Annotated in this window: 14 protein-coding genes and 3 pseudogenes; 11 read left to right on the top strand and 6 right to left on the bottom strand. The window is 64.4% G+C overall.

The features are described 5' to 3' along the window. Positions 1–53: 53 nt before the first annotated feature. Together P6U28_RS25975 and P6U28_RS25970 are read right to left on the bottom strand one after the other, a co-directional pair. Entirely contained in the window at positions 54–224 is a 171-nt protein-coding gene (locus tag P6U28_RS25975; protein ID WP_164937211.1) for a hypothetical protein, read from the bottom strand. An 89-nt stretch (positions 225–313) separates the two neighbouring features. Next, positions 314–6,808, bottom strand: coding sequence for a non-ribosomal peptide synthetase (locus tag P6U28_RS25970; protein WP_122401220.1), 6,495 nt, complete (start codon positions 6,806–6,808; stop codon positions 314–316). Positions 6,809–6,943: 135 nt separating this feature from the next. Between P6U28_RS25970 and P6U28_RS25965 the strand changes: the two genes are divergently transcribed. The 3 genes from P6U28_RS25965 (at position 6,944) to P6U28_RS25955 (ending at position 12,251) form a co-directional block, all read left to right on the top strand. After that, on the top strand, positions 6,944–10,408 hold the full coding sequence (locus tag P6U28_RS25965; RefSeq protein ID WP_407120217.1) for an ATP-binding protein: 3,465 nt from the start codon (positions 6,944–6,946) through the stop codon (positions 10,406–10,408). A 1-nt stretch (position 10,409) separates the two neighbouring features. Next, on the top strand, positions 10,410–11,201 hold the full coding sequence (locus tag P6U28_RS25960) for a protein-L-isoaspartate O-methyltransferase (protein ID WP_122401222.1): 792 nt from the start codon (positions 10,410–10,412) through the stop codon (positions 11,199–11,201). A gap of 99 nt (positions 11,202–11,300) precedes the next feature. Then, positions 11,301–12,251, top strand: a complete 951-nt coding sequence (locus tag P6U28_RS25955) for a DUF6492 family protein (protein ID WP_162500147.1) — start codon at positions 11,301–11,303, stop codon at positions 12,249–12,251. Positions 12,252–12,355: 104 nt separating this feature from the next. On the opposite strand, the gene P6U28_RS25950 is transcribed toward P6U28_RS25955, so the two are convergent. Continuing rightward, a complete protein-coding gene (locus P6U28_RS25950) occupies positions 12,356–13,423 on the bottom strand; it encodes an endo-1,4-beta-xylanase (protein ID WP_407120215.1) in 1,068 nt (355 codons plus the stop codon). 300 nt (positions 13,424–13,723) lie between these two features. On the opposite strand from P6U28_RS25950, the gene P6U28_RS25945 reads away from it, so the two are divergent. From P6U28_RS25945 to P6U28_RS25930, 4 genes are all read left to right on the top strand, one after another. Then, a complete protein-coding gene (locus tag P6U28_RS25945; protein WP_407120214.1) occupies positions 13,724–15,160 on the top strand; it encodes a lipopolysaccharide biosynthesis protein in 1,437 nt (478 codons plus the stop codon). 266 nt (positions 15,161–15,426) lie between these two features. Further along, positions 15,427–16,983 (top strand): L,D-transpeptidase, encoded by a 1,557-nt coding sequence (locus P6U28_RS25940; RefSeq protein ID WP_122401225.1) that lies wholly within the window; start codon positions 15,427–15,429, stop codon positions 16,981–16,983. 199 nt (positions 16,984–17,182) lie between these two features. Continuing rightward, positions 17,183–17,767 carry a HutD family protein gene (locus P6U28_RS25935; protein WP_122401226.1) on the top strand — a complete coding sequence of 195 codons (585 nt, stop codon included), beginning with the start codon at positions 17,183–17,185 and terminating at the stop codon, positions 17,765–17,767. Between the two features lie 101 nt (positions 17,768–17,868). Beyond that, positions 17,869–19,059, top strand: coding sequence for an adenylate/guanylate cyclase domain-containing protein (locus P6U28_RS25930; RefSeq protein ID WP_122401227.1), 1,191 nt, complete (start codon positions 17,869–17,871; stop codon positions 19,057–19,059). A gap of 170 nt (positions 19,060–19,229) precedes the next feature. Here the strand turns inward: P6U28_RS25930 and P6U28_RS25925 are convergent, their stop codons facing one another. After that, positions 19,230–19,442, bottom strand: a complete 213-nt coding sequence (locus tag P6U28_RS25925; RefSeq protein WP_122406410.1) for a hypothetical protein — start codon at positions 19,440–19,442, stop codon at positions 19,230–19,232. 117 nt (positions 19,443–19,559) lie between these two features. Between P6U28_RS25925 and P6U28_RS25920 the strand changes: the two are divergent. From P6U28_RS25920 to P6U28_RS25910, 3 genes and pseudogenes are all read left to right on the top strand, one after another. Further along, positions 19,560–19,757 (top strand): annotated as a pseudogene (locus P6U28_RS25920) (hypothetical protein); the annotation flags it as partial. A 132-nt stretch (positions 19,758–19,889) separates the two neighbouring features. Beyond that, positions 19,890–20,687 carry an adenylate/guanylate cyclase domain-containing protein gene (locus P6U28_RS25915; RefSeq protein ID WP_122406411.1) on the top strand — a complete coding sequence of 266 codons (798 nt, stop codon included), beginning with the start codon at positions 19,890–19,892 and terminating at the stop codon, positions 20,685–20,687. 111 nt (positions 20,688–20,798) lie between these two features. Then, positions 20,799–20,894: pseudogene (locus P6U28_RS25910) on the top strand (dihydroxyacetone kinase subunit DhaK); the annotation flags it as partial. A 206-nt stretch (positions 20,895–21,100) separates the two neighbouring features. Here P6U28_RS25910 and P6U28_RS25905 read toward each other — a convergent pair. Then, positions 21,101–22,207 (bottom strand): annotated as a pseudogene (locus tag P6U28_RS25905) (OpgC domain-containing protein); the annotation flags it as partial. A 544-nt stretch (positions 22,208–22,751) separates the two neighbouring features. Between P6U28_RS25905 and P6U28_RS25900 the strand changes: the two are divergent. Continuing rightward, on the top strand, positions 22,752–23,414 hold the full coding sequence (locus P6U28_RS25900) for a response regulator transcription factor (protein ID WP_122401229.1): 663 nt from the start codon (positions 22,752–22,754) through the stop codon (positions 23,412–23,414). On the opposite strand, the gene P6U28_RS25895 is transcribed toward P6U28_RS25900, so the two are convergent. Continuing rightward, positions 23,409–25,499, bottom strand: coding sequence for an MASE1 domain-containing protein (locus P6U28_RS25895; protein WP_245509672.1), 2,091 nt, complete (start codon positions 25,497–25,499; stop codon positions 23,409–23,411). The two genes, P6U28_RS25900 and P6U28_RS25895, sit on opposite strands and share 6 nt — an antisense overlap. Positions 25,500–25,635: the final 136 nt, after the last annotated feature.

Below are 25,635 nucleotides of genomic sequence, written 5' to 3'. Positions count from 1 at the left end.
GGAGGCCGAAAAATGAAGCCTGAAGATTCGTGCGGCGTCCCTGCCGACTAGTCTTACTTTTTCTTCTTCTTGGCCTTCTTCGCCGCGCCCAGCATCGAAAGGCTGGCGTCGACGTCCTTCAGCGCGGACTGGAGCCTCTTCTTCTCTTCAGTCAGCAACTTCTGCAGGGCCTTGCGATCCTTGTCGCTCAGCGAGGTGCCCTTGGTAAATTTGATGAAACCCATAAACACTCCCCCGGTTGAAAATAATCGTCCAAATCAAAACGCGGGAATAATCTTGCGCGGTGACGCCAAATAATCAAGACGCAACTTGATCATTCGCAGCTTTGGCGCGTGAATCCGTACTCGTCCGGATGTAACGCGCTTAAGGCCGCCCTGCGCGCGAGTAACCGGCCGAGCGGCGCATTGGGTTGGGCGACCGCCGCCGTCAGCAGCGCGACGAGATCCTCCATCCACTCGCCGACCATTCGGCCCTCGAGCAACTCGCGCTTGTAATTGCACGAGCCTGTGATGCCGGTCGGGCGCTCCTTGAGCATCAGCGACAGCCAGGTCTGGTCGATCGGCAGCACCGGCTGGCCCTCGCGCGCGACGTTGCCGATCGATGCTGTCGCGAGATCCGGAAGATCGAGCGGCTGGCGCAGCGGATTCTGCAGCGTGAAATAGACCTGGAGCAGCGAGGCCGGATCGATCCCCTCGCGCTCCAGATGATCGGCCAGGATATTGAACGGCAGCTCCTGCCGCGCATGCGCGTCGAGCACGCTCTGGCGAATCCGCGCCAAGGCCTGCGCGAACGACAGATCCGGCGTGATCGTCGTGCGGACGATCACCGTGTTCTCGAACGGGCCGATGATTCGGTCGGTGTCCGGCTGGGCACGATTGGCCATGGCGGTCGCGACCACGATGTCGGTGCGGCCGGTCCGGGCCAGCAGCAGGGCCTTGAGACCTGTGAGCAGGCACATGAACAGCGTGCAATTGTGCCGGCCGGCGAACGCCGTGAGCCGGCCGATCAGCTCACGCTCGAGGTTGATCGGATGGTGCCCTGTGGATGGGCCCGGCCTTGATTCGCGGTCAAAAAGGAGACCCGCTCCGCGTAAATTCTCCGTCCAGTCGGCAGCCTGGCGGCGTGCGGCGTCGGTGTCGCACCACCAGCGCTGCCAGCGTGCGACGGCCGAAAAGGCCGGCGGGGGGCTCTTTAGCGGCACCGACGGATATCCGGCCAGCGCCGCATAGCGGCTCGACAATTCCTCGAACAGCACGCCGATGGACCAGCCGTCGACAACGGCGTGATGCAGCGTCAGCAGCAGCACGTGATCGTCGTCGTGGAGCCGCAACAAGCGGGCGCGCAACAGCGGCGCACGCGTGATGTCGATCGGGACGTAGGTCTCCCGCTGGATCAGGAGATTGATCTTCCTGAGCTCCAGGGCCTTGCGCCGCTTGTTGTTATGAGGATGACCGTCGCCGATCGTCTCGACCGTCATGATTCGGCCGAGGGTGCGCAGCGCGGCGATGCGGCTTTCGGGCGCCTCGCCGTTCCAGCCGAACGCCGTCCGCAGCGATTCGTGCCGGCGCACGACGTCATCGATCGCCTGCGCCAGGGCGGCCGGATCGAGCGGGCCCTGGAGACGGAAGGCGAAGGGCAGGTTGAACAGCGGTAGCCCCGGCAGATTCCGCTCGATCCGCAGCATCTGGTCCTGCGCGATGGAAAGAACGGGAGGCCCGCTTGCAGCTAATCGCGGCACGCTTGCGGCAGGCTTGTGCGGCTTCGCCGCCACGGCCTCGTCGACCCGCCGAGCCAACTCTTCGATCGTCGGCGCCTCGAAGATGGTCTTGATCGGCAGCGACGCGCCGAGCGCGCGGGCAATGCGCGCCATCGCCTGGCCAGCCAGCAGCGAATGGCCACCGAGGTCGAAGAAATTGTCGGTGACACCGAGGTCTTCGACCTTCAGCAAGTCGATCCAGATGTCGGAGAGCACCTTTTCGGTGAAGCGCCGCGCCGCCACGGGCAAGTCCGGCCCGGACGTTTCCGGCTGAGCGGGCGCCAGCAGCGCGGAGCGGTCGATTTTTCCATGGGCGTTGAGCGGCACCCGATCCAGGAACAGGAAGGCGGACGGGATGGCGTGGGCCGGCAGCCTGCCTTTCAGGAACTCGCGCAGCTCGCTGGCGCTGCTCCGGCTACCGGGCTCGGCGACGATATGGGCGATCAGCCTGATATCGCCGCTCGCCTCCCGGCGCGGCTCGACGATGCCGGCGCGCACGTTTGGATGCTCGGCCAGCGCGTTCTCGATCTCCTTGAGCTCGATACGGTAGCCGCGGACCTTGACCTGATGGTCGGCGCGGCCGAGGCATTCGATCGTCCCGTCGGCGCGGCGGCGGGCAAGATCACCCGTCCGGTAGAGCCGGCCGCCGGCCTGGCGCGCGAACGGATCCGGCAGAAAGCGCTGCCGGCTTTGCGCGGGGTCATTGACGTAGCCGCGGCCGACTCCGGCGCCGCCGATGCAGAGCTCGCCGGTCACGCCGATCGGTTGCGGCTGAAGGCTTGCGTCGAGCACGTAGAGCTGGGTGTTCGGCAGCGGCGCGCCGATCGGAACGTTGGTCGCCGCGATCGCCGGCGCCTTGGTCAGGCGATGCAGGGAGACGTCGTCGGAGCATTCCGATGCACCATAGGCATTGATCAGCGGCACTCTCGGACAGCGCGCGAACCAGGCGCGGCAGAGATCAACGGGCAACGGCTCTCCGGTCGAGATCAGCAGCCGCAACCTTGCGAAGGCGCGCTGCACCTGCACCTCGTCCATGCGATCGAGAATGATGCGCAGCAGCGAAGGCACGATCTCGAGCACCGTGATGCCCTCGCGCTCGATCTCCCGCGCCAGCAGGATCGCGTCCTGCACGATCGCGTTGCCGCAGACATGGACGCGCGCGCCCACCATGGGCCCGGCGAGGAACTGCCAGACCGAGATGACGAAGCTCTGCGGTGCGGTCTGCGCGATCACGTCCCTGGCGGAGAGGCCGAGCTCGGAGATGAGTGAGGCCAGATGGTTCGACAGGCCGTGCTGCTCGACCATGACGCCCTTCGGCGCACCGGAGGAGCCGGACGTATAGACGAGATAGGCGAGGCTGGAGGCGGCGCGCCGCAGCGTGCGCGCCGGCTTGCTTGTCCCTGGTGCGATCACGTCTTCGAGCTCGGCCACCTGGATGCGCTCGACCAGCGGCTCGAGCAGGGTCTCGACCATGGCGGACTGGGCCCGCCGCGTCAGCAGCACGCGGGCGCAGCTCGATCCGAGGATCGTCGTGAGCCTTGCCGGCGGCTGGTCAGGATCGAGATTGAGGAACGCCGCGCCGACGCGCTGCACTGCGATCATTGCGGCCAGCAGGTCGGGCCCGCGCTCCGCGAGCAAGGCGACGACGCTCTCGGCGCCGACCCCCTCGCGGGCGAGCCAGCGTGCGGCCGCCTGGCTGCGGCGCGCGAGTTCGCGATAGCTCACCGACGCGCGGCCGTCCGACACCGCAACGGCGTTCGGTGTCTTCTTCGCCTGGCGGTCGAAGCATTCGCTCAAATTGCCGCGTGTGGTGAAATTGACCGGCATGCCCCGGCCTTTCGCCAGCAGCCGACGGCGTTCGGCCTCGGTCAGGAGCGGCAGGCGCGAGATCCGCTGCTCCGGATTGGCGACGACGGCTTTGAGCAGGGTCTTGAACTGGGCGGCCATGCCTTCGATCGTCGCGGTGTCGAACAGATCGGTGGCGTATTCGAAGAAGCCGGCGAAACGGCCGTCGGCCTCGACCAGCTCGAGCGTGATGTCGAAACGCGCCACCTTCGGGTCCACCTCCAGCCGCCGGGTCGACAGCCCCCGGAAGCGTGCCGCCTCGATCGAGGCGTTCTGGAGGATGAACATGATCCGGAACAGCGGATTGCCGTCGCTCCTCCGTGCGATCTGCAGCGCGCGCAGCACCTCCTCGATCGGGAGGTCCTGGTTGCGGTAGGCGTCCAGCGTGACCTGCCGCACCCGCCGCAATATCTCGCCGAAGCTCGGATCGCCGCTAAAATCGTTGCGCAGGACCAGAGTGTTGGCGAACAGCCCGATCAGGCGCTCGCTCTCGATCTGGTTGCGGTTGGCGATCAGCGAGCCGGTGGCGACATCCTCATGCGAGGTATGGCGGAACAACAGGCACTGGAAGACGGCGAGCAGCGCCATGAACGGCGTGACGCCCTGGTTCTGGCTCAGCGCGCGCAGCTGGCTCGACAGCGTTTTGGAGAATTCGAGATAGTGGCGCGCGCCGTGACCGCTCCAGACCTGCGGCCGTGGTCGGTCCGTCCGTAGCGGTAGCGTGGTGACGCCGTCGAGCTGCGCCCTCCAATACTCGAGCTGCTCCTTCGCCGCCGGCGTCCGCGCCCAGCTCTGCTGCCAGAGCGCGAAGTCGCGATACTGGAAGGCAGGCGCAGATAGTGCGGCGGGGTGCTTCTTGCGCGCCGCTGCGTAATGGATGGCGAGCTCTTCCCAGAACAGCCGCTGTGACCAGCCGTCGGTGACGAGGTGATGGACATTGACCACCAGCGCATGGCTGTTCTTGTCGAACGACAGCAGTGCGAGTTTCAGCGGTGGCTCGCGGGCAAGGTCGAACGGATGTTGCGCGAGCTTGAAGGCCTCGCGCCGAACAATTGCGGGCCGCTTCTCTGCAGGGCAGGGCTTCAGCTTGATGCGCTCGACCCGCGGCGGTGATGACAGCACAAGCTGTACCGGCTCGCCCTGGCGTTCGACGAAGACCGAGCGCAGCGCCTCATGGCGCGAGCAGACCGCAGCGAGGCTCGCAGAAAGCGCGGCGACGTCGACCGCGCCGTCGAGGAGTGCGACTTCGACGACATTGTAATTGTAGCGGGTCGGGTCGAGCCGCGAGAGCAGATACATCCGCTGCTGCTGGAACGACAGCGGCGCATCCGGATCCTCGTCGTGGCGCCAGGCGGGCAGCGCCGTCGCGCGCCGGCTTGCGGCGGTCTCGATCCGGTTCGCAAGCGCCGTGACCGTGGAGCAATCGAAGATGTCCTCGAACGAGAAGTCGACATGGTAGCGTTCGCGCAGGCGCGAGCGCATCTGAGTCACCGCGAGCGAGTCCGCACCGAGCGCGAAGACGTCCTGGTCGACGCCGACCTGCGGCAGCTCCAGGAGGCCGGCCCAGATCTCCGCGAGCTGCGTCTCCAGCGCGTTGCGCGGCAGTCGCGTCTCGCCGGCATCCGCCGTCTCCGCGATCAAGCCGGCTAGCGCATTGCGCTTGACCTTGCCGCTGGCACCTTTCGGCAGTGCCGGCACGCTGCGGATCAGGCTGGGTATCTTGTAGGCGGCAAGCCGTTTTCGTGCGAACTGGCGCAACTGGTCGGAGGTTGCCTCGGAATTCGGCCGCAACACCACGACGGCGGCGACGTTCTCGCCGAGCTTTTCGTGTGGAACGGCGAACACCCCGGCCTCCAGCACCGCGGGATGGCTGAGCAGGACCTCTTCCACCTCCAGCGGCGAGATCTTCTGACCGCCGCGGTTGATGACGTCCTTGATGCGGCCGACGATGAAGAGATAGCCATCGGCATCGAGATAACCGAGATCGCCGGTCCGGAACCAGCCGTTGCGGAACGCCGCCTGCGTCGCCGCATCGTCATTGTAGTAGCCGCGGCTCATGTTCGGACCGCGCAGCATGATCTCGCCGTGCGCGCCGCTCGCGAGCGTGCGGCCCCTCTCGTCCATGATCGCGATCTCCGGGCCGGCGGCGCGGCCGACCGATCCGACCTTGCGCAGCTCGAACGGGTTGGCCGCGATCTGCGAGGCAGCTTCCGTCATTCCGTAGGTCTCGAGTACGGGAACGCCGAACGTCGCCTCCAGCCCTTGGAGAATCGGAGGCGCGAGGGAGGCCGAGGCCGAGCGGATCACGCGCAGCGACGACGGTCGGGCGCGGTCCGGGTTCGCTTCCGCCGCGGTCAAGAGGGCGCGGTGAATGGTCGGCACCGCCGTGTACCAGGTCGGCTGCAGCTCCCGCATCCAGCCAAAGAAGGAGGATGCGTCGAAACCGTCGGTGCAGATCACGCTGGAGCCCGCGGCCAGCGCCGTGAGGAGACCGGAAATCAGGCCATGGGCATGAAACAAAGGGAGGACGTTGAGCAGGCGATCATGCGACGTGAGCGACAGCACATGGCCGGCATTGTAAGCGGACAGGCAGACATTGCGATGGGTCAGCGGCACCATCTTCGGCCGCGCCGCCGTGCCCGACGTCAACAGGATGAACGCATCGTCGTCGCCGCGCGCGGCACCGCTGGCATTCGCCGGCCCGATCGTCGGCGCGATGAACGCGCAGCCACCGAGATCGTCGATCGGCCCCGCCACGAAATCGATCACGGCGATATCGAGCGCCCTGGCGACGTCGCGGCTCGCAGAGTTCATGTCGGCCCGGGTCACGAGCGCCGTCAATTTCAATTCGCTGAAATAGCGCTGCAGCTCGTCCGCGGTCAGGTCGGGATTGACCGGGACGCAGGCGCAGGTCGAGGCGACCGCGATCAACGCCAGTGCACTGTCGGCGCCGCGCGGCAGTGCAACCGCGATGCGGCCTGCGGGGCCGATGCCGAGCTCACGCAAGCTACGGACCAGTTGCCGGACTGATCCGTCCAGCGCGCCATAGCTGAGGACCGGCCGGCCGGGGGCGAGGAGTGCGGGCGCCGCCGGTGTCTTGCGGGCGTAAAATTCGAGAAGGCCGCTGATATGCGCGAATATCTGCGTTTCGGCCGTCGTACCGGCTGATCCTTCTTCCGCTCCGGATGCAATGTCCGACAACGCCATTCCCTTTTGATCCGATTAGGCTATTCTTCCAACAAGCTAGGGAACGCGTCCAGTCCGAGGTGAAGTTTGGGTCCAAAATCTGTGGTTGAGGGACCCTGAAGCCCTTCGACGGAGTGATGGTCGGGCAGAATCACCATGCTGGAGAATGAGCCGGACACGGGATCGGAAAGCGGGCTGAAGCGCTGGCTCGAGGGTATCGGCCTCGGGCACTACACCGATCTTTTCGCGCAGCACCGTCTCGATCTCGACGTCATGCGGGACCTGACCGAATCCGATCTGGTCGAGCTTGGATTGCCGCTCGGCGATCGCAAGCGGCTCCAGCGGGCGATGGCGGCGCTGTTTCATGCGGAAACGGCGAAGGCGCCAACCGCGGCGGTCCGTCCGCAAACACGCGCGGAGGTCGGTGCCGAACGCCGCCAGCTCACCACCATGTTCTGCGACATGGTGGATTCCACCTCGCTTTCCGCGCAGTTCGATCCGGAAGACGTCCGCGACATGATCGCGGGCTTTCGCGAAACCTGCGTCCGTGTGGTCAAACATTACGAGGGCTTTGCGGCCCGTTTCGTCGGCGACGGTATCCTGGTCTATTTCGGCTATCCGACCGCACATGAGGACGATGCTGAGCGTGCGGTGCGCGCCGGGCTCGAGATCGTGCGGGCGCTGTCGACGGCTCGCGCGGTCGAGCCGCGGGGCGCGCTCAGCCATTCACCCGCTGTCCGCATCGGGATTGCGACCGGCCTCGTCGTGGTCGGCGACCTCGTCGGGCAGGGCACCGAGGAGCGCGACTCCGCGGTCGGCGAAACCGTCAGTCTCGCGGCGCGGCTGCAAGCACTGGCGCCGCCCAATGGCGTCGTGATCTCCGCCTCGACGCAGTCGCTGCTGAAGGGGAAATTCGACTACCGCAATCTCGGTATCCATGCGCTCAAGGGCATCTCGGAGAAGGCGCAGGCCTGGCACGTGGTGCGCGCCACGCGGGTGGAGACCCGCTTCGCCGCCGCGATGGGCGCGCGGCTGACGCCGCTCGTCAACCGCGAGGAGGAGATTGCGCTGTTGATGGGCCGCTGGCAGCAGGCCAAGGACGGCGACGGCCAGGTCGTCGTCAAGTTCGGCGAGCCCGGCATCGGCAAGTCGCGCATCATCCAGGAAATCTTCGAGCGGATATCAGGCGACCGGCATGCGCAGGTCTCGTTCCAGTGCTCGCCCTACTACACCTCGACCGCATTCTATCCGTTCGTCGAGCAGCTCAAATTCTCCCTCGGCCTCGACCGCGAGGACGCTTCCGCGCTGTCGCTGGCGAGCCTGGAGAACGCGATCGCCGCCGCGCATGGCGACATCGAGCAGGTCGCGCCGCTGTTTGCCGCGCTGCTGTCTATACCGACCGGAGACCGGTATCCACCGCTCGACCTATCGCCGCAGCAGCAGAAGGATGCGACCGTCGCGGCGCTGGTGAACCATTTCCTCGGTCTCGCGCGCGAGATGCCGCTGGTGATCGCGTTCGAGGATCTGCACTGGATCGACCCGACCTCCCGCGAGGTGATCGACCTCCTGGTCGATCGGGTGCAGAACCGGGCGATCCTGGTCATCATCACCGCGCGCTCGGAATTCCAGCCGAGCTGGAATGCGCATTCGCACATCACCACCCTGGTCCTGAATCGCCTCAGCCGGCAGCTCCGCACGACGCTGGTCGAGCGTGTTGCGGGACGCGAACTGCCCAAGGAGGTCGTCGAGGAGATCATCGTCAAGACCGACGGCGTCCCGCTCTTCCTGGAAGAGCTGACCAAGACGGTTCTCGAATCCAACCTCCTGACCGAGCGGCACGGGCGCTATGTGTTGTCGGGACAGTGGCGGCAGCTCGCAATTCCGGCGACCCTGACTGATTCGCTGATGGCGCGGCTCGACCGGATGGGACCGTTCAAGCGGATCGCGCAGATCGGCGCCACGATCGGCCGCGAATTTTCCTATGAAACCCTGCACGCCGTCGCCAATACGCCGGCCGAGCAGATCGAGGCGGCGCTCAATCATCTGGAGGAGGCGGGACTGATCATGCGCCGCGGCCATCCGCCGGACGCGATCTACTCCTTCAAGCACGTGATGATCCAGAACGCCGCGCATGCGAGCCTGCTGCACAGCGAGCGGCGCAAGCTGCATTCCCGCATCGCCCAGGTGCTCGCCGAGATGTATCCGGAGAAGACCGAACGCGAACCGGAGCTGCTCGCCTATCACCTGACCGAATCCGGCCAGAGCGAGGGCGCCGCCAGCTTTTGGCTCAAGGCCGGCAAACAGGCGGCCAAGAGTGGCGCCAATCTGGAGGCGATCGGCCATCTGCGCCGCGGCCTCAGCGTCGTTCAGGCCAACGCGCGCATGCAGGGCGCGGACGAGATGGAGCTCGAGCTGCGGATCGCGCTCGGCAACGCGCTGATTGCCGCCAAAGGCTATGCGGTGCAGGAAGTCGAGGAAAACTACATCCGTGCGCTCGAGTTGGGTCGGCAGCTCGAGGACGACGAAAAGGCCTTTGCTGCGACCCGCGGGCTCTGGGTGTGCCATTTCATCCGTGCCGATCTCACGCGCGCGCACGATCTCAGCGTCGAGCTGATGAAGTTCGCCAAGCGCGCGCGGCTGAACGAGCGAGCGCAGCCGGCACAGCAGACCGGCTATTTGATCGAGGCTCACCGCGCGATCGCGATGACCATGCTCTATCGCGGCCGCTTCGCCGCCTCGCAGCATCATCTGCATCGCTGCATCAATCTCTACAGCCCCGATCTGCATTCCGATCTGATCGAGCGGCACGGCACCGATCCCGGCGTCGTTTCGCTGTCCTATCTCGGCTACCTCCTGTGGTTCCTCGGCCGGCCCGACGCGGCGCGCCAGCACAGCGAGCAGGCGATCGCGAATGCGGAGAAGATCCGTCACCCCTTCACCCTCGCCTTCGCACTCGTGTTCGGCGCGTATCTTTGCCAGCATTTGCGCGACGTCGAGGGCACGCGCGACCATGCCAACCGCGCCATGATCATTGCTACCGAGCACAATTTCCTGCACTGGAAGCAGCAGGCGGCGATCCTGCGCGGCTGGGCGCTGACGCAGCTTGGCGAGGCCGACGAAGGTCTCAGCCAGATGCGCTTCGGCCTCGACGAATACGAGGCGATGGATTCCTGGCTCGCCGGATGCTGGTTCCGCTGTCTGCTGGCGGAGGCCTATGCCAAGATCGGGATGCGCGATGCCGCCTTGCGCGCGCTCGATGGTGCGCTCGCGACGGCGAAACGGACCGGCGATCACTCCTACCTTGCCGAGGTCTATCGCCTGCAAGGCGAGATCACGCTGTCGGCTCACGACCCGGCCTCGGTACAGGAGGCCGAGGACCTGTTCGGCCTGTCGTTGGAGATCGCACGCAAGCAGGGTGCGCTGTCCTGGGAGCTTCGCACCGCCGTCAGTCTCGCGCGCCTGTCGCATGAAGCCGGCAAACGCGAGCACGCAAGTCTCCTGCTGGTGCCGATCGTGAACAAGTTCAGCGAGGGCTTTTACACCCCGGACCTGAAGAAGGCGATGCAGCTCGTCAACGAGCTCGGGGCGGGCGCGCCCATTCGCGAGCAGGCCGATCTGTGACATGAGCGATCTTGTCGCCGAGCGTGCCCGCTATGTGGAGTTGATTGCCAGGCGCGAGCGGATTTCCTCAAAGCGCCTGCTCGACGCGCTTGCCGCCGTTCCGCGAGAGGAGTTTCTGCCGAGGGGACCCTGGCGCATCAAGAGCGAGGCGGCGCGCAGCTATCGGCTGACGCCCAACGCAGATCCCGTTCATCTCTACGACAACGTACTGGTCGCGATCGACGCGCGCCGCAGGCTCGACACCGGCCTGCCGAGCCTGTGGGCGCATTTCATCGACATGCTCGACATCAGGGAGAAGGACCGTGTCGTGCAGATCGGCTGCGGACTGGGTTATTTCTCGGCCGTGCTGTCGATGATGGTCGGTCCAAAGGGCAGCGTACATGCGATCGAATGCGACGAGCGTCTCGCGGTGCGAGCGGCGAACTGCTTGCGCGGCTATGGTAACGTCAGGGTCGTCAACGGCGACGGATGCAAGGACGTCGGCAAGCCGGCCGACGTGATCATCGTGCATGCCGGCTTCCCGCACCCGCACCCACTCTGGCTTGAGGCGCTCCGTCCGCGCGGCCGCCTCCTGGTGCCGCTGACCCAGCGCGACCGCGAAGGTGCCGCCCTCAAGATCACGCGGAGGGCTAACGGCTTCGAGGCAGAGGCGATCCAGCAGATCCGGATCTTTCCCGGTCACGGCCGCGGTGTGAGCGCGCTCGACGACCGCGTCGCCGACTGGTGGCAGCGGGCCTCAGCCCTGGCACCGCTGCGCTTTCGCAGTCTCGCGCAGGGGCTGCCGTCGGATTAGTTAATGCTTCATTTCATTTTACCTTGATTCCGTTTGTGAGTTTCCAGCGGCTCCCGCCGTCGCTATGAGTGCGGTCTGATCGCCATTCGAGCGCGTTCCATGCATTCCGTTGCACTGCTGACTGCCAGCTACGCCAAGGATATCGAACGTTTTTCGCTGCTCAGCGAGAGCATCGACACTTGGCTGACGGGATACACGCGGCATTATGTTCTCGTCAACGATGAGGACGTGCCGCTGTTCGCGCGGTTCGCCTCCGACAAGCGGGTCATCGTCCCGGCCTCGCGCTATCTGCCGAAATGGCTGTTCGCGCTGCCGCCGGCGCTCCAGTTCATGAGCAAGCGCCGCGTCTGGCTGTCGCTGCTGTCGTCACCGGTGCACGGCTGGCACATCCAGCAGATCCTGAAGATCGCCGGCGTCCTCAATGCGCCGGAGCAGCGCGTCTGCATCCTGGATTCGGATAATCTGTTCTTCCGCGAATTCGACGTCGGCCAGTATGCCGGCGCCGAGCAGACGCCGCTGTTCGTCACGCGCGAGGCGATCGGCGCCGATCACCCGTTGCATGGCCTCTGGCTTCGCACCGTCGATCAGCTTCTCGGTATCAAGCAGCGCTCGTTCCCGGCGGACGATTATGTCGGCAACGCGCTGGTCTGGGACAAGGACACGGCCCGTGCGATGACCGACGCGATCAAGTCGGCGACGGGCTTGAGCTGGGCTCTGGCGCTGTGCCGGAAGAAAAAGTTCTCCGAATATCTGCTTTACGGCAACTTCGTCGCGACCTCGCCGGAACATCTGGCGAGACATCGGATCACCGAAGACAGCCTCGCAGTCTCGCACTGGGACGATACGCCCCTCGACCGCCCGGCCATCGAAGCGATGATGCGCACGGCCTCGCCCGAGCAGGTCGCGCTATGCATCCAGTCCTATTCGTCGACCTCGATCGACGACATCCGCGACGTGTTCCGTCTCTCCTCGCGCGATCGCCGAAGCCCGAGCCTGTCGCCCGAAGACATGGGAGACGCGGCCGCGTTCGAAGTGCCCAAGACGCGCTAAAGCATGATCCGGAAAAGTGCGAAGCGGTTTTCCGGAAAAATCATGCGTAAACAACAAGCTAAAGCGCGATGACGATTCATCCAAATCTCATCGCGCTTTAGTCTTCAAACGTCTTTGGTGAACTTGCTGATGACGTCCATGAACGGCTTCGGCTTGAACTCGCCGTCGAGCGGCAGCGGGCGGTTCGGCTGCTTGTCCGCGCGGGCGAAGGTGCCGTTGATCCAGCTGTAACGGTCCGAGAGGCCCCAGGTCAGGATCGAGCGCACCGGGCCGCTCGCGGAGACGGCGGTGAGCAGGTCGTCGACGCGCTTGGCCACGACGGCGTCGCGCTCCGCAGGACTTCCCGTCAGCTTCTGGTCGTCGACGTCGAGCTCGGTGATGAGCACATCGAGGCCCCAAGAGCGCAGCTCGGTGACGAATTCGGCGAGCCCGTGCGTGTCGATCTCGAGCTCGGCGTGCAGATGCGATTGCAGCCCAACCGCGTGGAGCGGAACGCCCTGATCGAGCAGGTCCATGATGAGGTTGCGATAAGCCGCCCGCTTGGCGACGAACGAGTCTTTCGCCGACTCGATGTCATATTCATTGATCGCGAGCTTGACGAAGGGGTCGGCCGCGGCCGCCGTACGGAACGCCAGGGGAATCCAGCGGCCGCCGAGATGCTGCGTCCAGAACGTGTCGCGCCTGTCTTTCGGGCTGCGGGGGTTATCCGGGATCGGCTCGTTGACGACGTCCCACGACGTCAGCTTGTCCTTGTAGTAGGAGACGACGGTACCGATGTGGTCGAGATAGGCCCGCTCGACGCCCTTGGTGTCCTTGATCCGCTTGGTCCAGTCCGGAATGTCGTGATACCAGGCCAGCGCGTGGCCGCGCATCGTCAGATCGTTGTCTCGCGCGAAATCCAGGATCGCGTCGGCGCGCTCGAAGGCGAACGTGTGGGCGTCCGGCCGCAGCATCGGCCATTTCAGCTCGAGCACCGGCACCACCTGCGTGCAATAGGTGCTGATGGCGTCACCGAGCCGCGGGCAGGCTTGCAGGTCCCAGAGCGTCGCCGCGGCGCCGAAGCCGGGACGGCGCTGGGCGCGTTTGGACGCCGGCACCGCGGACGCCGATGCGCCCGCCGCGAGGGCTGCGGCGCCGCCGAGGAGAAATTCGCGTCTGTCGAGCCTGGTCACCGCAGTCCTCATCGATCCAAGACGGCATCGTACCAAGCGGCGCCTTGCGAGGCCTGGGTTTTGGCTCGTTGGGTTAACCTTGCAGTCGCAAGTCATGTTTCTTTCGATCGCCAAACCTTTCCGCTCGAGGAAGGGCAAATTTAACGCTAACGCGCGAAAGCGGCGTCAAAGCCGCATTCGCCGCCCGATCTGGAGACTTATGTGACACTCTTGCGCCATGCTGCGGCGCAGTTCGTTCGCCAAGGCCCCATCGATTAACAGCCGTCATAATCGCAAGACCGCTGCCGGTCCCGTGCTCGCATGCTGAACCGCCATTTCTCGATTTATCTCGTGGCCTACATCCTGCCGGCGGCCGTGGGCTTTTTCGCGGTCACGGCCTATACGCGGCTCGTGAGCCCGGCTGAGTACGGCGTCTATGTCGTCGGTATCAGCCTTGCGGGCATTCTGGGCGCGATCTTCTTCGCCTGGATCAAGCTGTCGGTGTCGCGCTATCAGGCGATGTCGGCGGAGGTCGATTTTCGCGGCACGGCGATGGTCGCCTTCGTCCTCACGGTCGCGGTGCTCTGTGCCACCACACCGCTGGTCTTGCTGTTTCGCAGCGACATCAGTGTCGAGCTGCTGCTCGCCAGCATGTTCGTCGCGATCATGGCCAATGCGGTCGATGTCGGCCAGGAGTTCGAGCGCGCCAAATTGCGTCCCTACCGCTTCGCGGCGATCGCGATCGTGCGCAGCGTCTCCAGCGTCGGCTTCGGCCTCGTCGGCATCTGGCTCGGCTGGGGCGGATTGGGGCTGCTCGCGGCGTTCGGTCTGGGGTCGCTCGCCGGCATCATCCTGAACCTCGCAGGCGACCGCAGCAGGATCGCGCGCTTCCAGCGCAGCCAGTTCATGCAGCTGGCCCGCTACGGTCTGCCGCTGACGTTGGCAGGATTGTCCGTTGCCGTCTATTCGGCCTGCGACCGGCTCATCGTCGCCTATTTGCTCGGCAAGGACGCTGCCGGCATCTTCGGCGTTGCCGCCGATCTGCCGCGCCAGTTCATGGTGATGATCGCATCCAGCGTCGCCGCGGCGACCGTGCCGCTGGTGTTCCGGTCATTGTCCGAGAATAGCAGCGAGACGACGCGGGAGCGGCTGACCGAAAGTCTCGAACTCCTGCTGGCCGTCGTGGCACCCGTCGCGATATGGCTCGCGCTTGCGGCGGACCAGGTCGCCGGCACGCTCGTCGGCATCGACTTCCGCGCCGGCGTCTCGGCGCTGCTGCCGACCCTGGTGCTTGCGCGGCTTTTCGGCATCGCCAATCAGTTCTACGTGCAGATCAGCTTCCAGCTTGCCGAGCGCCCCTTCATGCTGGCGGCGCAATCCTTTCTCACGCTGGTGGTCAGCGTGATCCTGATGTTCGCGCTGATCGCTCCTTACGGCCTTTACGGCGCGGCGCTGGCGACGCTGGCGACCGAGGCGATCGGCTTCCTCGTTGCCGTCGTCCTGATGCATCGGGCCCACCCGGTCCCGTTCGAGCTCAATCGCCTCGCCGGCATTGCCCTCTCCGCAGCGGTGATGGCGGCCGCGATTCTGGTTGCGCGCTCGCAAACTGGCGGCACCGGCCTCGTGTCGCTGACCATCGTGAGCCTTGCCGGCGGCTTTGCTTATGCGGTTGCGGTCTGGCTGCTGAACGTTGCGAACGTGCGAACGTTGTCGCTGCGATTTCTCCGCACGTTCAACCGCAAGGCGCTGGGCGTTTAGTTGCGCGCCGGTGGGCGTCGCCGTCACGACGCACCCCCCGCCAGCTAACCGGACATTCTGCCGCAGCGATCGGGGCCAGCTTCACGCCAGCTTCGACCGGAGGCCGCCTTCCGCCTGTGGCAGCCGTCGTATATGAGTGATTTGTCGCGGGAACATGCCGAATCTCGCCACAGACGGAACGTAAGGCGGCTGCGACTTCTTAATGCAATGATTCCAATCTGGCACGTGATCGGCACAGGCGGACTGGCATTTCGACCGAGGATGGCATGAAAAACCGACCGACGAGGGCGCAATCCACCGTGGCGATGCGGAGTTGGAGGCCTTCCGGACTCGTGGCGCTGGCCGCGGTCGTCGCATTGACGGCGGCGGCCCCGGCGACCGCCGCCAAGCAGCCGCGCCAGGTGACCGAGGCGGTGGCGCCGCGTGTGGCCGGCGAGCCGATCATGGCGATCGTGTCGATCAAGAGCCAGCAGGTCACTTTCTATGATGCCGACGGCTGGATCCTGCGCGCGCCGGTGTCGACCGGCACCACGGGCCGCGAGACGCCGGCCGGCGTGTTCGCCATCATCGAGAAGGACAAGGACCACCGCTCGACCATGTATGACGATGCCTGGATGCCGAACATGCAGCGCATCACCTGGAACGGAATCGCGCTGCATGGCGGGCCGCTGCCCGGTTATGCCGCTTCGCACGGCTGCGTGCGCATGCCGTTCGGCTTTGCCGAGAACCTGTTCGACAAGACCTATATCGGAATGCGGGTGATCATCTCGCCGTATGACACGGTCCCGACCGACTTCTCTCACCCCTCGCTGTTCGTGCCGAAGCCGGAGGCGATCGCGGCGGCGCCCAGCCGGGCCGACAAGCTCTCCGCCGAGGCCGACGAGGCCACAAGGGTGGCCGACGAGGCCAAGAAGGCTGCTTCCGCTGCCGCGAAGGAAGCTGCCTCGCTCCCTGCCGCGCTGCGCAAGCTGGAACAGCAGAAGGCCCGCGCAGATGCCGAGCTCGCCTTCGCCGACAAGACGCTCGTGAACGCCAAAACCGATCAGGCACGCGCCAAGGCCGAGGAGTTGAAGCAAAAGGCGGTGGCCAAGGCTGCCGACGCGGCGACGCAGCTCGACGCCGCCAGGGCCGCCGCGCAGCCGAAGCGCGATGCAGCGGCCGCCACCAAGGAAGCCGCGAAGGCGGCCGCGGCCAGGAAGGCCGACGCCGTCAAGGCGGCGACCGATGCAAAGCTCGCGGGTGAGCCGGTCTCGGTTTACATCAGCCGTGCGACGCAGAAGCTCTACGTGCGGCGGAACACGCACAAGCCAGCGCCCGACGGCGGCGGCGAGGTGTTCGACACCAGCATCGAGGTTCCCGTCACGATCCGCAATCCCGACCAGCCGCTCGGCACGCACATCTTCACGGCGATGGCGAAGACCGATTCGGGCCTGCGCTGGAGCGTGGTCACGATCGACAACGGCGACGACGCCCGCAATGCGCTCGACCGCATCACCATCCCGCAGGACGTGTGGGATCGCATCGGGCCGACCGCATTGCCGCGCTCCTCGATCATCATCTCCGATGAGCCGCTGAGCAGCGAGACCAATTACCGGACAGAGTTCGTCGCAGTGCTGAGCAACGAGCCGCAGGGCGGCTTCATCACGCGCAAGCCGACCGCGCCTGCCATGATCGCCAGCGATGACGGCTGGGACAACGGCGGCAACGGCTTCGGCTTCTTCTTCCAGCAGCGTGATCCCTACGTCCAGCCGGTCAATCCGCGCCCGCGCAGCCAGTACCAATATTATCAGCCGGCGCAGCCGATGCAGCGGGGCTTTTGGTAAAGGAAGTGCTGCGTCGGCCGGCTCCGAAAGCGTCTACGTCACCGGCAGGCCCTCGCGGCGGATACCGTCCTGAGCGGGATGTAGCTGGGAGCGCAATCCGGGGCCAGTGCTTCAGGGCGCGAGCTGACCCGGATTGCGCTGCGCTTCATCCGGCTACAAACTCGGGTGCAAACTCCGGCGTTCCCGGACGACTCACGATATGAAAACCACATTGCTCAGACCCGAAAACTACACCCGCTCGCCCTGGAAGAACGGCGGCGGCATCTTCACCGACATCGCGGACGCTCATCGGGCCGATGCACGCGAGAAGAGCTGGGACAGCCTGCACTGGCGCTTTGCGTCGACGCCGATCGTGGCGCCGGGTCCCTTCTCCCATATGCCCGGCATCGATCGCTTGCAGATGGTCGTCGATGGGCGCGGGCTGGTGCTGAAGGCCCTCGGGCAGGAATTCGACGAACGTGAACCTTTTACGACCGTGCGCTTCACCGGCGAGCTCGAGATCGTGACCGAGCTCGAGGCCGGGCCCGTCGAGGTCGTGAACCTCATGGCGCGGCGCGGTGCGGCGGAGATCGATCTCATCGCGCTTAAGGAGCCCGGCGACCGGCGGCTGGCCGCCGGCACGCATCTGGTCTACGCACCTCGGGGCGAATGCCGCATCAGTCTCGACAATGAGAATATTGCGATTCCCCACAACGGCACGCTGAAAGTCGAGCTGCTCGGGCCATCGCAGCTCGCGCTCGTCTCGGGTCTGGCGGTGCTGGGGTCGATCCGGCTCCTCGGTTAGCGCCGGTCGCTGCGCACAATCCGTGCAACTGGCTAGGTTGACGCCGCCCGGCCGGAGCACGATATCTGCTTCCCCAAAGACCGCAGCCCGAGGGGCAGGATATGAACGCACCAGACAACCATGTCCCTGCGCAGGCCGACGGCGTCGTCGACTGGCTGACCACCGGCACGCGCGACGAGCGCTTCATCGACAACATCTTCGCGCAGATGTGTATCCGTCTCCAGCAGGCGGGCATTCCGGTGAAGCGCGCGACGCTTCACATCCTGATCAATCACCCGCAGTGGCTGGGGGCCCGCATGATGTGGTCCGACGGGATGCGCGAGGCGGAGATTGCGCTGGTCGACTATGACGTTCGCGAGCGGTCCGAATATATCGGAAGCGCCGCCAACGAGATCCATGACGGCGCCGCCGAGGTGCGCGAGCGGCTCGAGCAGGATTCTTCGCTCAGCCGCAAGCACGCCCTCTATGACGAGATGCGGGCCAAGGGCCTCACCGACTATGTCGCCTGGCCGCTCTACCATACGCTCGGCAAGCGGCACATCGTCACTTTCGCGACCGATCGGCCCGGCGGGTTCGACGATGCGCATGTCGCCGGCCTGAAGAAGCTGTTGCCGGTGCTGGCGCTGGTCAGCGAGATCCGCGTCAAGAACCGCCTGGCGCGCACGCTGCTGGAGACCTATGTCGGCTCTCATGCCGGCGAGTTGATCCTGGCCGGCGCCACGAGGCGCGGCAGCGGCACGACGGTGCGCGCTGCGATCATGATCTGCGACCTCAGGGATTTCACCAAGATCTCCGACAACTGGCCGCGCGACGACGTGATCGACCTGCTCAACGACTATTTCGACGCGATGTCGGAGCCGATTGCGCGGCACGGCGGCGAGATCCTCAAGTTCATCGGCGACGGACTGCTCGCCATCTTTCCGCTTCATACGCCCAACGCCTGCGCCAATCTGCTCCATGCCGTGGCCGAGGCCCGGCAGGCCATGGCCGCGCTGAACGAACGGAACAGCGCAACCGGCCGCGCGCCGCTGAACTACGGCATCGGCGTCCATGTCGGTGACGTCATGTACGGCAACATCGGATCGGCCAGCCGGCTCGATTTCACCGTGATCGGCCCGGCCGTCAACATGGCCTCCCGCCTCGAGGCGCTGACCAAGAAGCTCGGCAGGAACGTGCTGCTGTCACGCGATTTCGCCGAGCTCGTGGAGAAGGAGTTTCAGCTCGAGCATGTCGGCAGGCACGAGGTGCGCGGCTTCAGCGATCCGATCGAGCTGTTTGCGTATCAGGGCTAAGCGACCTTCCGCCCGCGGCCATTTGCGGTTCGTTCCCGTCGTGCCGGCGCCCGGCGCGTTCATCTGGCCGCTCCGGCTTTGCCTCGTGTCGTTATCCCCGAGGGCGCTCCGCAAACACGGGTGACGGCCATCGTTGCTGTCAAGATGAAGCCTCGCTCAAGGGAGCAACGTCAAGCGCCGCCAATGGCCCGCGTAATGGTGCCACTCCCGCCGCAGGTGGCGCAGGGGGCACCGTCGATGCGACCCTTGCCATGACAGTCGGGACAGACGTCTTCGCCGGTGCCCATGGTTCCGGGCGGGGCTTCATCGCCAGGATTGAGCGTTGGCTGGATCCCGGTCCTTGAGTCCTGCGCGTTGGTCCTGGTCGTCTGCGTCTTGGTCATCTGCGCCTCCTCGAAAAGAGCGCAACGCACCTTGCCGCAGGAAGTGCCAATCGGAGCTCGCAGCGCTGCAGTCGGCGGAACCGCTCTGCCTGCTCCGCCTATGTCTCGACCGCCCCCGTGCCGGGCTGCCGCCGCTTGCTCTGCAGCCTTTCGTCACCGACGAACTGTCGTGAACAAATCGTCACGACCTCGGACTTCGCCGACGTGACGATGCAGTCCTGCCTGATGGGCGCGCCGCAGCTCGCCGCATGGATGGCGCAGCATCCGGCCGAACGTCCGGCTGCATGGCGCTGTACGATCGGCAGGCAGGGCGGGGGGCAGAGGAATTTAGGCTGCGAGCTTGGGATGCGGCGACGGCATGCGGGTTGGCAGCACTGTTGCCAGCGCCGGGTTGTGCGTCTAGGTTTTGCGCCAAGCTACGCCCAAACGGTCCTTGGCCGCTCGTTCATGCCGAAATTCCTACGCATCGGGGTCCATCAGTCGAACGTCTCCGGGTACACGTCGAAGGCGTGGTGCGTCAGGCGTGTTGGCTCGGCAGTCTTCCTGAAGTGGGGCGCCGTGGAGGTGCATGGCGCCGGCGATGGGCGCAAGGTCTATTGGTCGCGTCTGCCGCAGGAGAAGACGGTTCGTTGCGGCACTGCGCAGCGCGCGCAGGACTATACGAAGGCCGCGATCGCGCGGCGCCGCAATCATCGCTATGAGCCGCTGACCGGACCGATCGCGAACCGGCGCCCGTCCGCCGCACGCAGCGCCGAGCTCAAGCAGGCGCTCGCCACCATCCTGATCGTCGACATCGTCGGCTCCACCGCGAAGGCGGCGAAGCTCGGCGATGCGCGCTGGACCAAGGTCATGGGCCATTACTATGCTGCCGTCCGCAAGGAGTTGAAGACGTGCCGCGGCAAGGAGGTCGTGACCACCGGCGACGGCGTGCTGGCGACGTTCAGGAAACCCGCCGCCGGCATTGCTTGCGCGACCGCGATCCAGAAAGCCGTGCGCACGCTCGGCCTCGAGATCCGGGTCGGCCTGCACGCCGGCGAATACACCATCAGCGGCGGCGAAATGGTCGGCCTCGCCTTCCACATCGGCACCCGCGTCGCGGCGAAGGCGCGGGCAGGGGAGGTGCTGGTGTCGAGTGCGGTGAAGGAGCTGATGACGGCGCAGGCGGCGGCGAGCCTGAAGGATCACGGCTTGCACCGGCTGAAGGGCGTGCCGGAAAGATGGAGGCTGTGGCGGGTGGAGGGGTGAGACGGCGTGCGGCAGCCTGCAGCGCCTTCAGCTTTCGAAAGGGCGCGGTATGGATGATGCCGCAGGCGTTGGGTGGCATTGGCAATACGCTCCGACGCGACCCGGTGGAAGCGCGGCTTGCGCATCGCCCGCTCGCTGATCGGCAGCTACGTCACCTCGCTCGACATGGCCGGGTGCTCGCTCACGTTGAGCCTGCTTGATCGTACCAATTCGTCTGCGAAGCGAGGCCCCTGGTGGGATGGCCGCTCGCTGACGAGGCGCTTCTGGTCGCCGGCCCAGCCGAACTCGCGCAGTCCTCGGCGGAACGCCTCCAGGGTGCGCCAGCTAACGGTGCCCCAAGCGTTCCCCTCGGCGCGCACACTCACAGGCAGTGCAATGGCCAGCTGCGGCCTGGGTTTGCTCTTGATCAAGTTCAGTAGCGTCGCCGCCATGATCATCGTCAGGACACCACCAGCGCTGAGCGTGATCTGCATCGCAAGCCCCGCCGATATGTCGAGCAGCGCCAGGAGGCTAGCGAGCGTAAGCAGGACACCGAGGCAGAAGATTGGCAAAGAGTGCCTGCCACAGAGGATGGCGCCGCGCATTACCGCAGTCGTCAATGCTCGTCGATTGGGCGGCACCAACCATACCGCCACAACCGTTAGGGCCAAGAAATGCAACAGACGCAACGGATCGAGATTCGATTTGTCCATCTGGTAGGCCAACTTCGTCAGCCCCTGCGGGATCAATGCTTCCAGCGGCTTGATTCTCCAGCTCAATACGATGACGAGGCTGAAGACCAGATAGAGAACGGCAGGCACGAGCGCCAAAGGTGACGTTAGCCAGGGGCGCACTCTTCCGCCCGCGATTATCACCCACGCGCCAAGGACCACCAGCAGCTGCCAGGCCAGTGGATTGAAAGCCCAGTGGCCGTTTGGCCACGCCGGCAAGGACCAGCCGAACATATGCACCAGTGTATAAAGCGCCAGCGAGGCGCCGAGCGTCACGTTGGGCAGTCGGAGCAGCAACCACAGCAACGGCGCGAACAAGAGGTGGAGGAGCACGAAGATCGGCAACACATCGGTATTGACTGGGCGGTATTGCAGAATCGCCGCGTGCGCGAGCGTTGCGCCCGGCTGATCCAACAGAATGCGCGTATTGCTCTCGTCGGCAAGGCGTTCCACGCCGGCGATGTGGACTAGGGTCGCGCAGGCGAGCGTGAGCAGCAGAAACGCGACATAGATGTCCCAGCTTCGCCGCAGCGTCCGGCGGATCACGCTGCTCCATCCCTCGCGGCCCCATACCTTACCGTAGGCCAGTGCGCAGGTGACCCCTGAGACGAACATGAACACTTCCGCGGCATCGCTGAAGCCGTAGTTCCGCAGCGTCAGCCAGCTTCCAATGTTATTGGGGACATGATCAAGAAAGATGCACCAGAGCGCGATGCCGCGGCAGGCATCAATGCGCACGTCGCGGCCGTTGGCTTTCAGCTCCGACGCCACGTCCGCGGATGGCTTCAGGGTGGCGGTTCGATCATGCATTGGCTTGCCTCGTCCAGCGTGCGCGCACGCTCAAAGAGGAACGATCGAGACGGATCGAACTTGAAAAAAAAGCGCGGCCCTGCGGGTCGTGACAGCGCCGCAGTTCAAGGTTGCTTCACATCGACCTGGCAACGACAGCAATTGCGACAATGATCACATGGCCGCGCTGGGTAGAACGCTGGTGGGAGGACCGACTGTCGACATCATCTTTCAAGTGGCACAGACTGTAAATCGGCCGGAGGTCGGTACAGAGAGGTGCCTAGGTCCTATGACCAAGGTACTATCCCGAACGCGGTATTGAGACCGCATGATGAGCAATTTGTCGCTCGCGTGGACGGAGGGGCTAAGCGAGTTCCGCGCTCCATGCAGCGCGCGCTCCTTACGACTGTGTGCCGTTGCAATCATACCACACAGCAGCGCTCGGCTCCTACTCTGAGTGCCTGACGGCGAACCGCTGGACCAGAGATAGAAGATGGACGGTTTCGAAGGTGGGTGTATGATTTTTCATTGATCTCCGGGCGGTCAGAGGACGGAGAGCATTTTTATGAAAGTGCTTGTTGTTGACGATCACACATTGATTCGCGAGGCGTTGCACGCTGTCCTCAAGCAATTGAAGCGAGAAGCCGTGATATTCGAAGCTTCGAGCAGCCGAGAGGCCATGCACATCGTCGAGGAGCATCCCGATATCAGCCTCATTTTGCTTGACATCAATCTACCTGACCGCGACGGCTTCTCTGTCCTCTGCGAACTGCGCCATCGCTATGCGACCATTGCTATCATCATTCTCTCATCCTCCGATGATCACGATACGGTCAGGCGCGCTTTCAAGCTTGGCGCGCTGGGTTTCATCCCCAAAACCACGGAACGTGAGGTGATGCTCAACGCTATTGAGTTGGTGTTTTCCGGCGGAGTTTACATTCCCTCGGAGATTCTGGAGGAAACAGCGGACCCGCGGTTTGCAGATAAGCCATTGGCTCGCGGCTCGCTCAAGGGGCTTGGATTGACCGATCGTCAGATCGACGTACTTGCGCTGCTGATGAAGGGGAAAACCAACAAGGTCATTGCCAGGACGCTCAATATGGCAGTGCCGACAGTGAAGAATCACATCACGGTCGTTCTCAAGGCGCTCGGCGTAGCGACGCGCACCGAGGCCGTCATTAAGGTCGGAAAAATGGGCTGGGAGGTGCCGCCGAAATCTGATTCATGAAACTGCCCCGGTGCCTCTCCCACCATCGTGATCCCTAAGGAGCTCATGCATGACAGCACGGAGCCGCATCGGATCGACGGGCTTGTGCAGCAAAATGTACCCTCTGTCCCTGGCGTCCCGCAGAGGTTCAGCTGCGGTATCGCCGCTGACGAGAATGGCGGGAATTGGCGAGCCAAACGCCGCATTGACTTGTTCGATTGCCCGGATCCCGGTCCTACCGCTTGCGAGATGATAGTCCGAGATTATGAGATCGGGACGCTGTTCGCGCTCGGCAAGTCGGACAAGTGCAGCTTCGTCGGAGCCGGCGGCAAGTACCGAGTATCCCCATTTGCTAAGCAATCCGCCCGTTCCCTCCTGCACGATCGGAGTATCGGCAATAACAAGAATTGCCTTGCCGTCGACCGCCAAGGCGCCGGCGTGGGGTAAGACGGCGGGCGCCGCGGACCTGATGCATTGATCGACTTTCGGAACCAGGATCGCAAATCGCGAACCTCGGCCCACAGTCGAAACCAGGTCGATTTGATGGTCGAGAAGCAGACGAAGCCTGTCGACGATGGCCAGACCGAGGCCCAGTCCGCCGGACCGGTTCTGTTCTGAGGTGGGAACTTGAAAAAACTCGCGAAAGATATTCTGCTTTTGATCCTCGGGAATGCCAGGACCGGTATCGCATACTTCGATACGCAACATTTCACCGCGCCGACGACATCCGACGAGGATCCCGCCCTGCAACGTATAGCGCACCGCATTTGACACAAGATTCAGCATGATGCGTTCGAGCAGCATCGCGTCGCTTCGCACCCAGGCGTCACTTGGCCTGACGCGTAGCCGCAGCCCCTTTTTTTGCGTGGCCTGGTCAAACGCAGTCTCGATTTTCTGCAACAAGCGCCCGATCGGGAATTCGGTGATTTTGGGGGTAAGCATCCCGGCATCCAGCCTGGAAATGTCCAGGAGCGAATTGAACATTTCATCCATTTCCTTGCGGGTTGCGTCGATCCGTTCGATCGTGTTTGTCCTTTCCTCCGGTTTGAGTGGCGTCCGCAGCTGGGCGACGAACAACCCCAACGCATGTAAGGGCTGCCGCAAATCATGGCTTGCCATGGCGAGAAAGCGCGATTTGGCTGCGTTGGCGAGCTCCAGTTCCTGCGTACGCTCGGCGACCTTCTGCTCGAGTTCGACATGCGCGCGGCGCAGGTTTCCTTCCGCTTTCTCGCGGACCTTAACATCCGCGCTCAGCAGCAGGCTTGGAACGGTAATACTGATCAAGAACATCAACACGAGCAGGAATGACGCGTTGGGATCCGAAATCGCGAAGGGGCCGCCGCCCGCGTGCGTTGCCCAAATCGTGATGCCCGCAAGCACGAGAGCGACCGTTGCGGTATCGCGTGGACCGCGACGAAGCGCCGCCCATAGCATGGGCAGGATGGCCAGAAAGCCGAGTGGATCTCGGCCGGGCGTCTGCTCGATCAGGGGGCTGAAAGCAATGAGGCCGACAGCCGCTGCTGTCGCGAGGACCCCTGCCGTCTCGACAAAATCGTGCCAGTTGGAGGCTTGATGGTGGTTTGATGCCCACAGCACGGTTACGGGGGCAATGACTAGTGCGCCGGTCACGTCGCCCAGCCACCAGGTGATCCACGCGTCCGCAAAATTCTTTGGCTCGATGTATCCGAAGAGTGCCAGGCTGGTCAGTCCAATGGTGGCGCTGATCGGTGTCGCGATCACGACGCAGATCAGGGTAAACTTTGCGACAGAATTTGGTGTCGAAAACGTTTCACACCCGCCCGACCACCGATTGATGAGATACGCGCCGGCAATCGCCTCGAGAGAGTTACCGGTTGCAATCGCAATTGCGGTGGCAAGGGAGCCTGCCGTCGTCGCATTGGCGATCATCGCCGCGGCAAAAATTGCGGGCCAGGTTCGATATCCCCGCAACAACACTGCCGCCAGCGCGACACCTGTCGGCGGCCAAATTGGTGTTGCGCTGGGATGAATAGAGGCGAGGGCGAGGCCAGCCTTTGCCGAGGCGAAATAGATCAGTCCAATCACGACCAGACCACCGACGTAGCTGACGCCGCGGTATGAATCCATGTCGGGTGATCGTCGATCGGACATCGTCGGCGCCGGGACTAGGCAATTGGGTCGTTCACCATGACTGAATTTTGAAATCTTGGTCGAAGATCAAAGATCGCTAGCCCGATATGGCAGACGCCTTCAGATCGAATTG

Origin of the sequence: Bradyrhizobium sp. STM 3561 (assembly GCF_045571455.1) — a bacterium.
Lineage (GTDB): Bacteria > Pseudomonadota > Alphaproteobacteria > Rhizobiales > Xanthobacteraceae > Bradyrhizobium > Bradyrhizobium vignae.
Note: the sequence above shows the minus strand (reverse complement) of the source record. Positions and strands in the feature narration are given on the sequence as shown.

Coding starts and splice junctions, on each gene's coding strand:
- P6U28_RS25945 (WP_407120214.1), top strand. CDS start 13,724: ATGCTGAACCGCCATTTCTCGATTTATCTCGTGGCCTACATCCTGCCG.
- P6U28_RS25895 (WP_245509672.1), bottom strand. CDS start 25,499: ATGGATTCATACCGCGGCGTCAGCTACGTCGGTGGTCTGGTCGTGATT.
- P6U28_RS25930 (WP_122401227.1), top strand. CDS start 17,869: ATGAACGCACCAGACAACCATGTCCCTGCGCAGGCCGACGGCGTCGTC.
- P6U28_RS25900 (WP_122401229.1), top strand. CDS start 22,752: ATGAAAGTGCTTGTTGTTGACGATCACACATTGATTCGCGAGGCGTTG.
- P6U28_RS25970 (WP_122401220.1), bottom strand. CDS start 6,808: ATGGCGTTGTCGGACATTGCATCCGGAGCGGAAGAAGGATCAGCCGGT.
- P6U28_RS25925 (WP_122406410.1), bottom strand. CDS start 19,442: ATGACCAAGACGCAGACGACCAGGACCAACGCGCAGGACTCAAGGACC.
- P6U28_RS25965 (WP_407120217.1), top strand. CDS start 6,944: ATGCTGGAGAATGAGCCGGACACGGGATCGGAAAGCGGGCTGAAGCGC.
- P6U28_RS25975 (WP_164937211.1), bottom strand. CDS start 224: ATGGGTTTCATCAAATTTACCAAGGGCACCTCGCTGAGCGACAAGGAT.
- P6U28_RS25940 (WP_122401225.1), top strand. CDS start 15,427: ATGAAAAACCGACCGACGAGGGCGCAATCCACCGTGGCGATGCGGAGT.
- P6U28_RS25960 (WP_122401222.1), top strand. CDS start 10,410: ATGAGCGATCTTGTCGCCGAGCGTGCCCGCTATGTGGAGTTGATTGCC.
- P6U28_RS25955 (WP_162500147.1), top strand. CDS start 11,301: ATGCATTCCGTTGCACTGCTGACTGCCAGCTACGCCAAGGATATCGAA.
- P6U28_RS25935 (WP_122401226.1), top strand. CDS start 17,183: ATGAAAACCACATTGCTCAGACCCGAAAACTACACCCGCTCGCCCTGG.
- P6U28_RS25915 (WP_122406411.1), top strand. CDS start 19,890: ATGCCGAAATTCCTACGCATCGGGGTCCATCAGTCGAACGTCTCCGGG.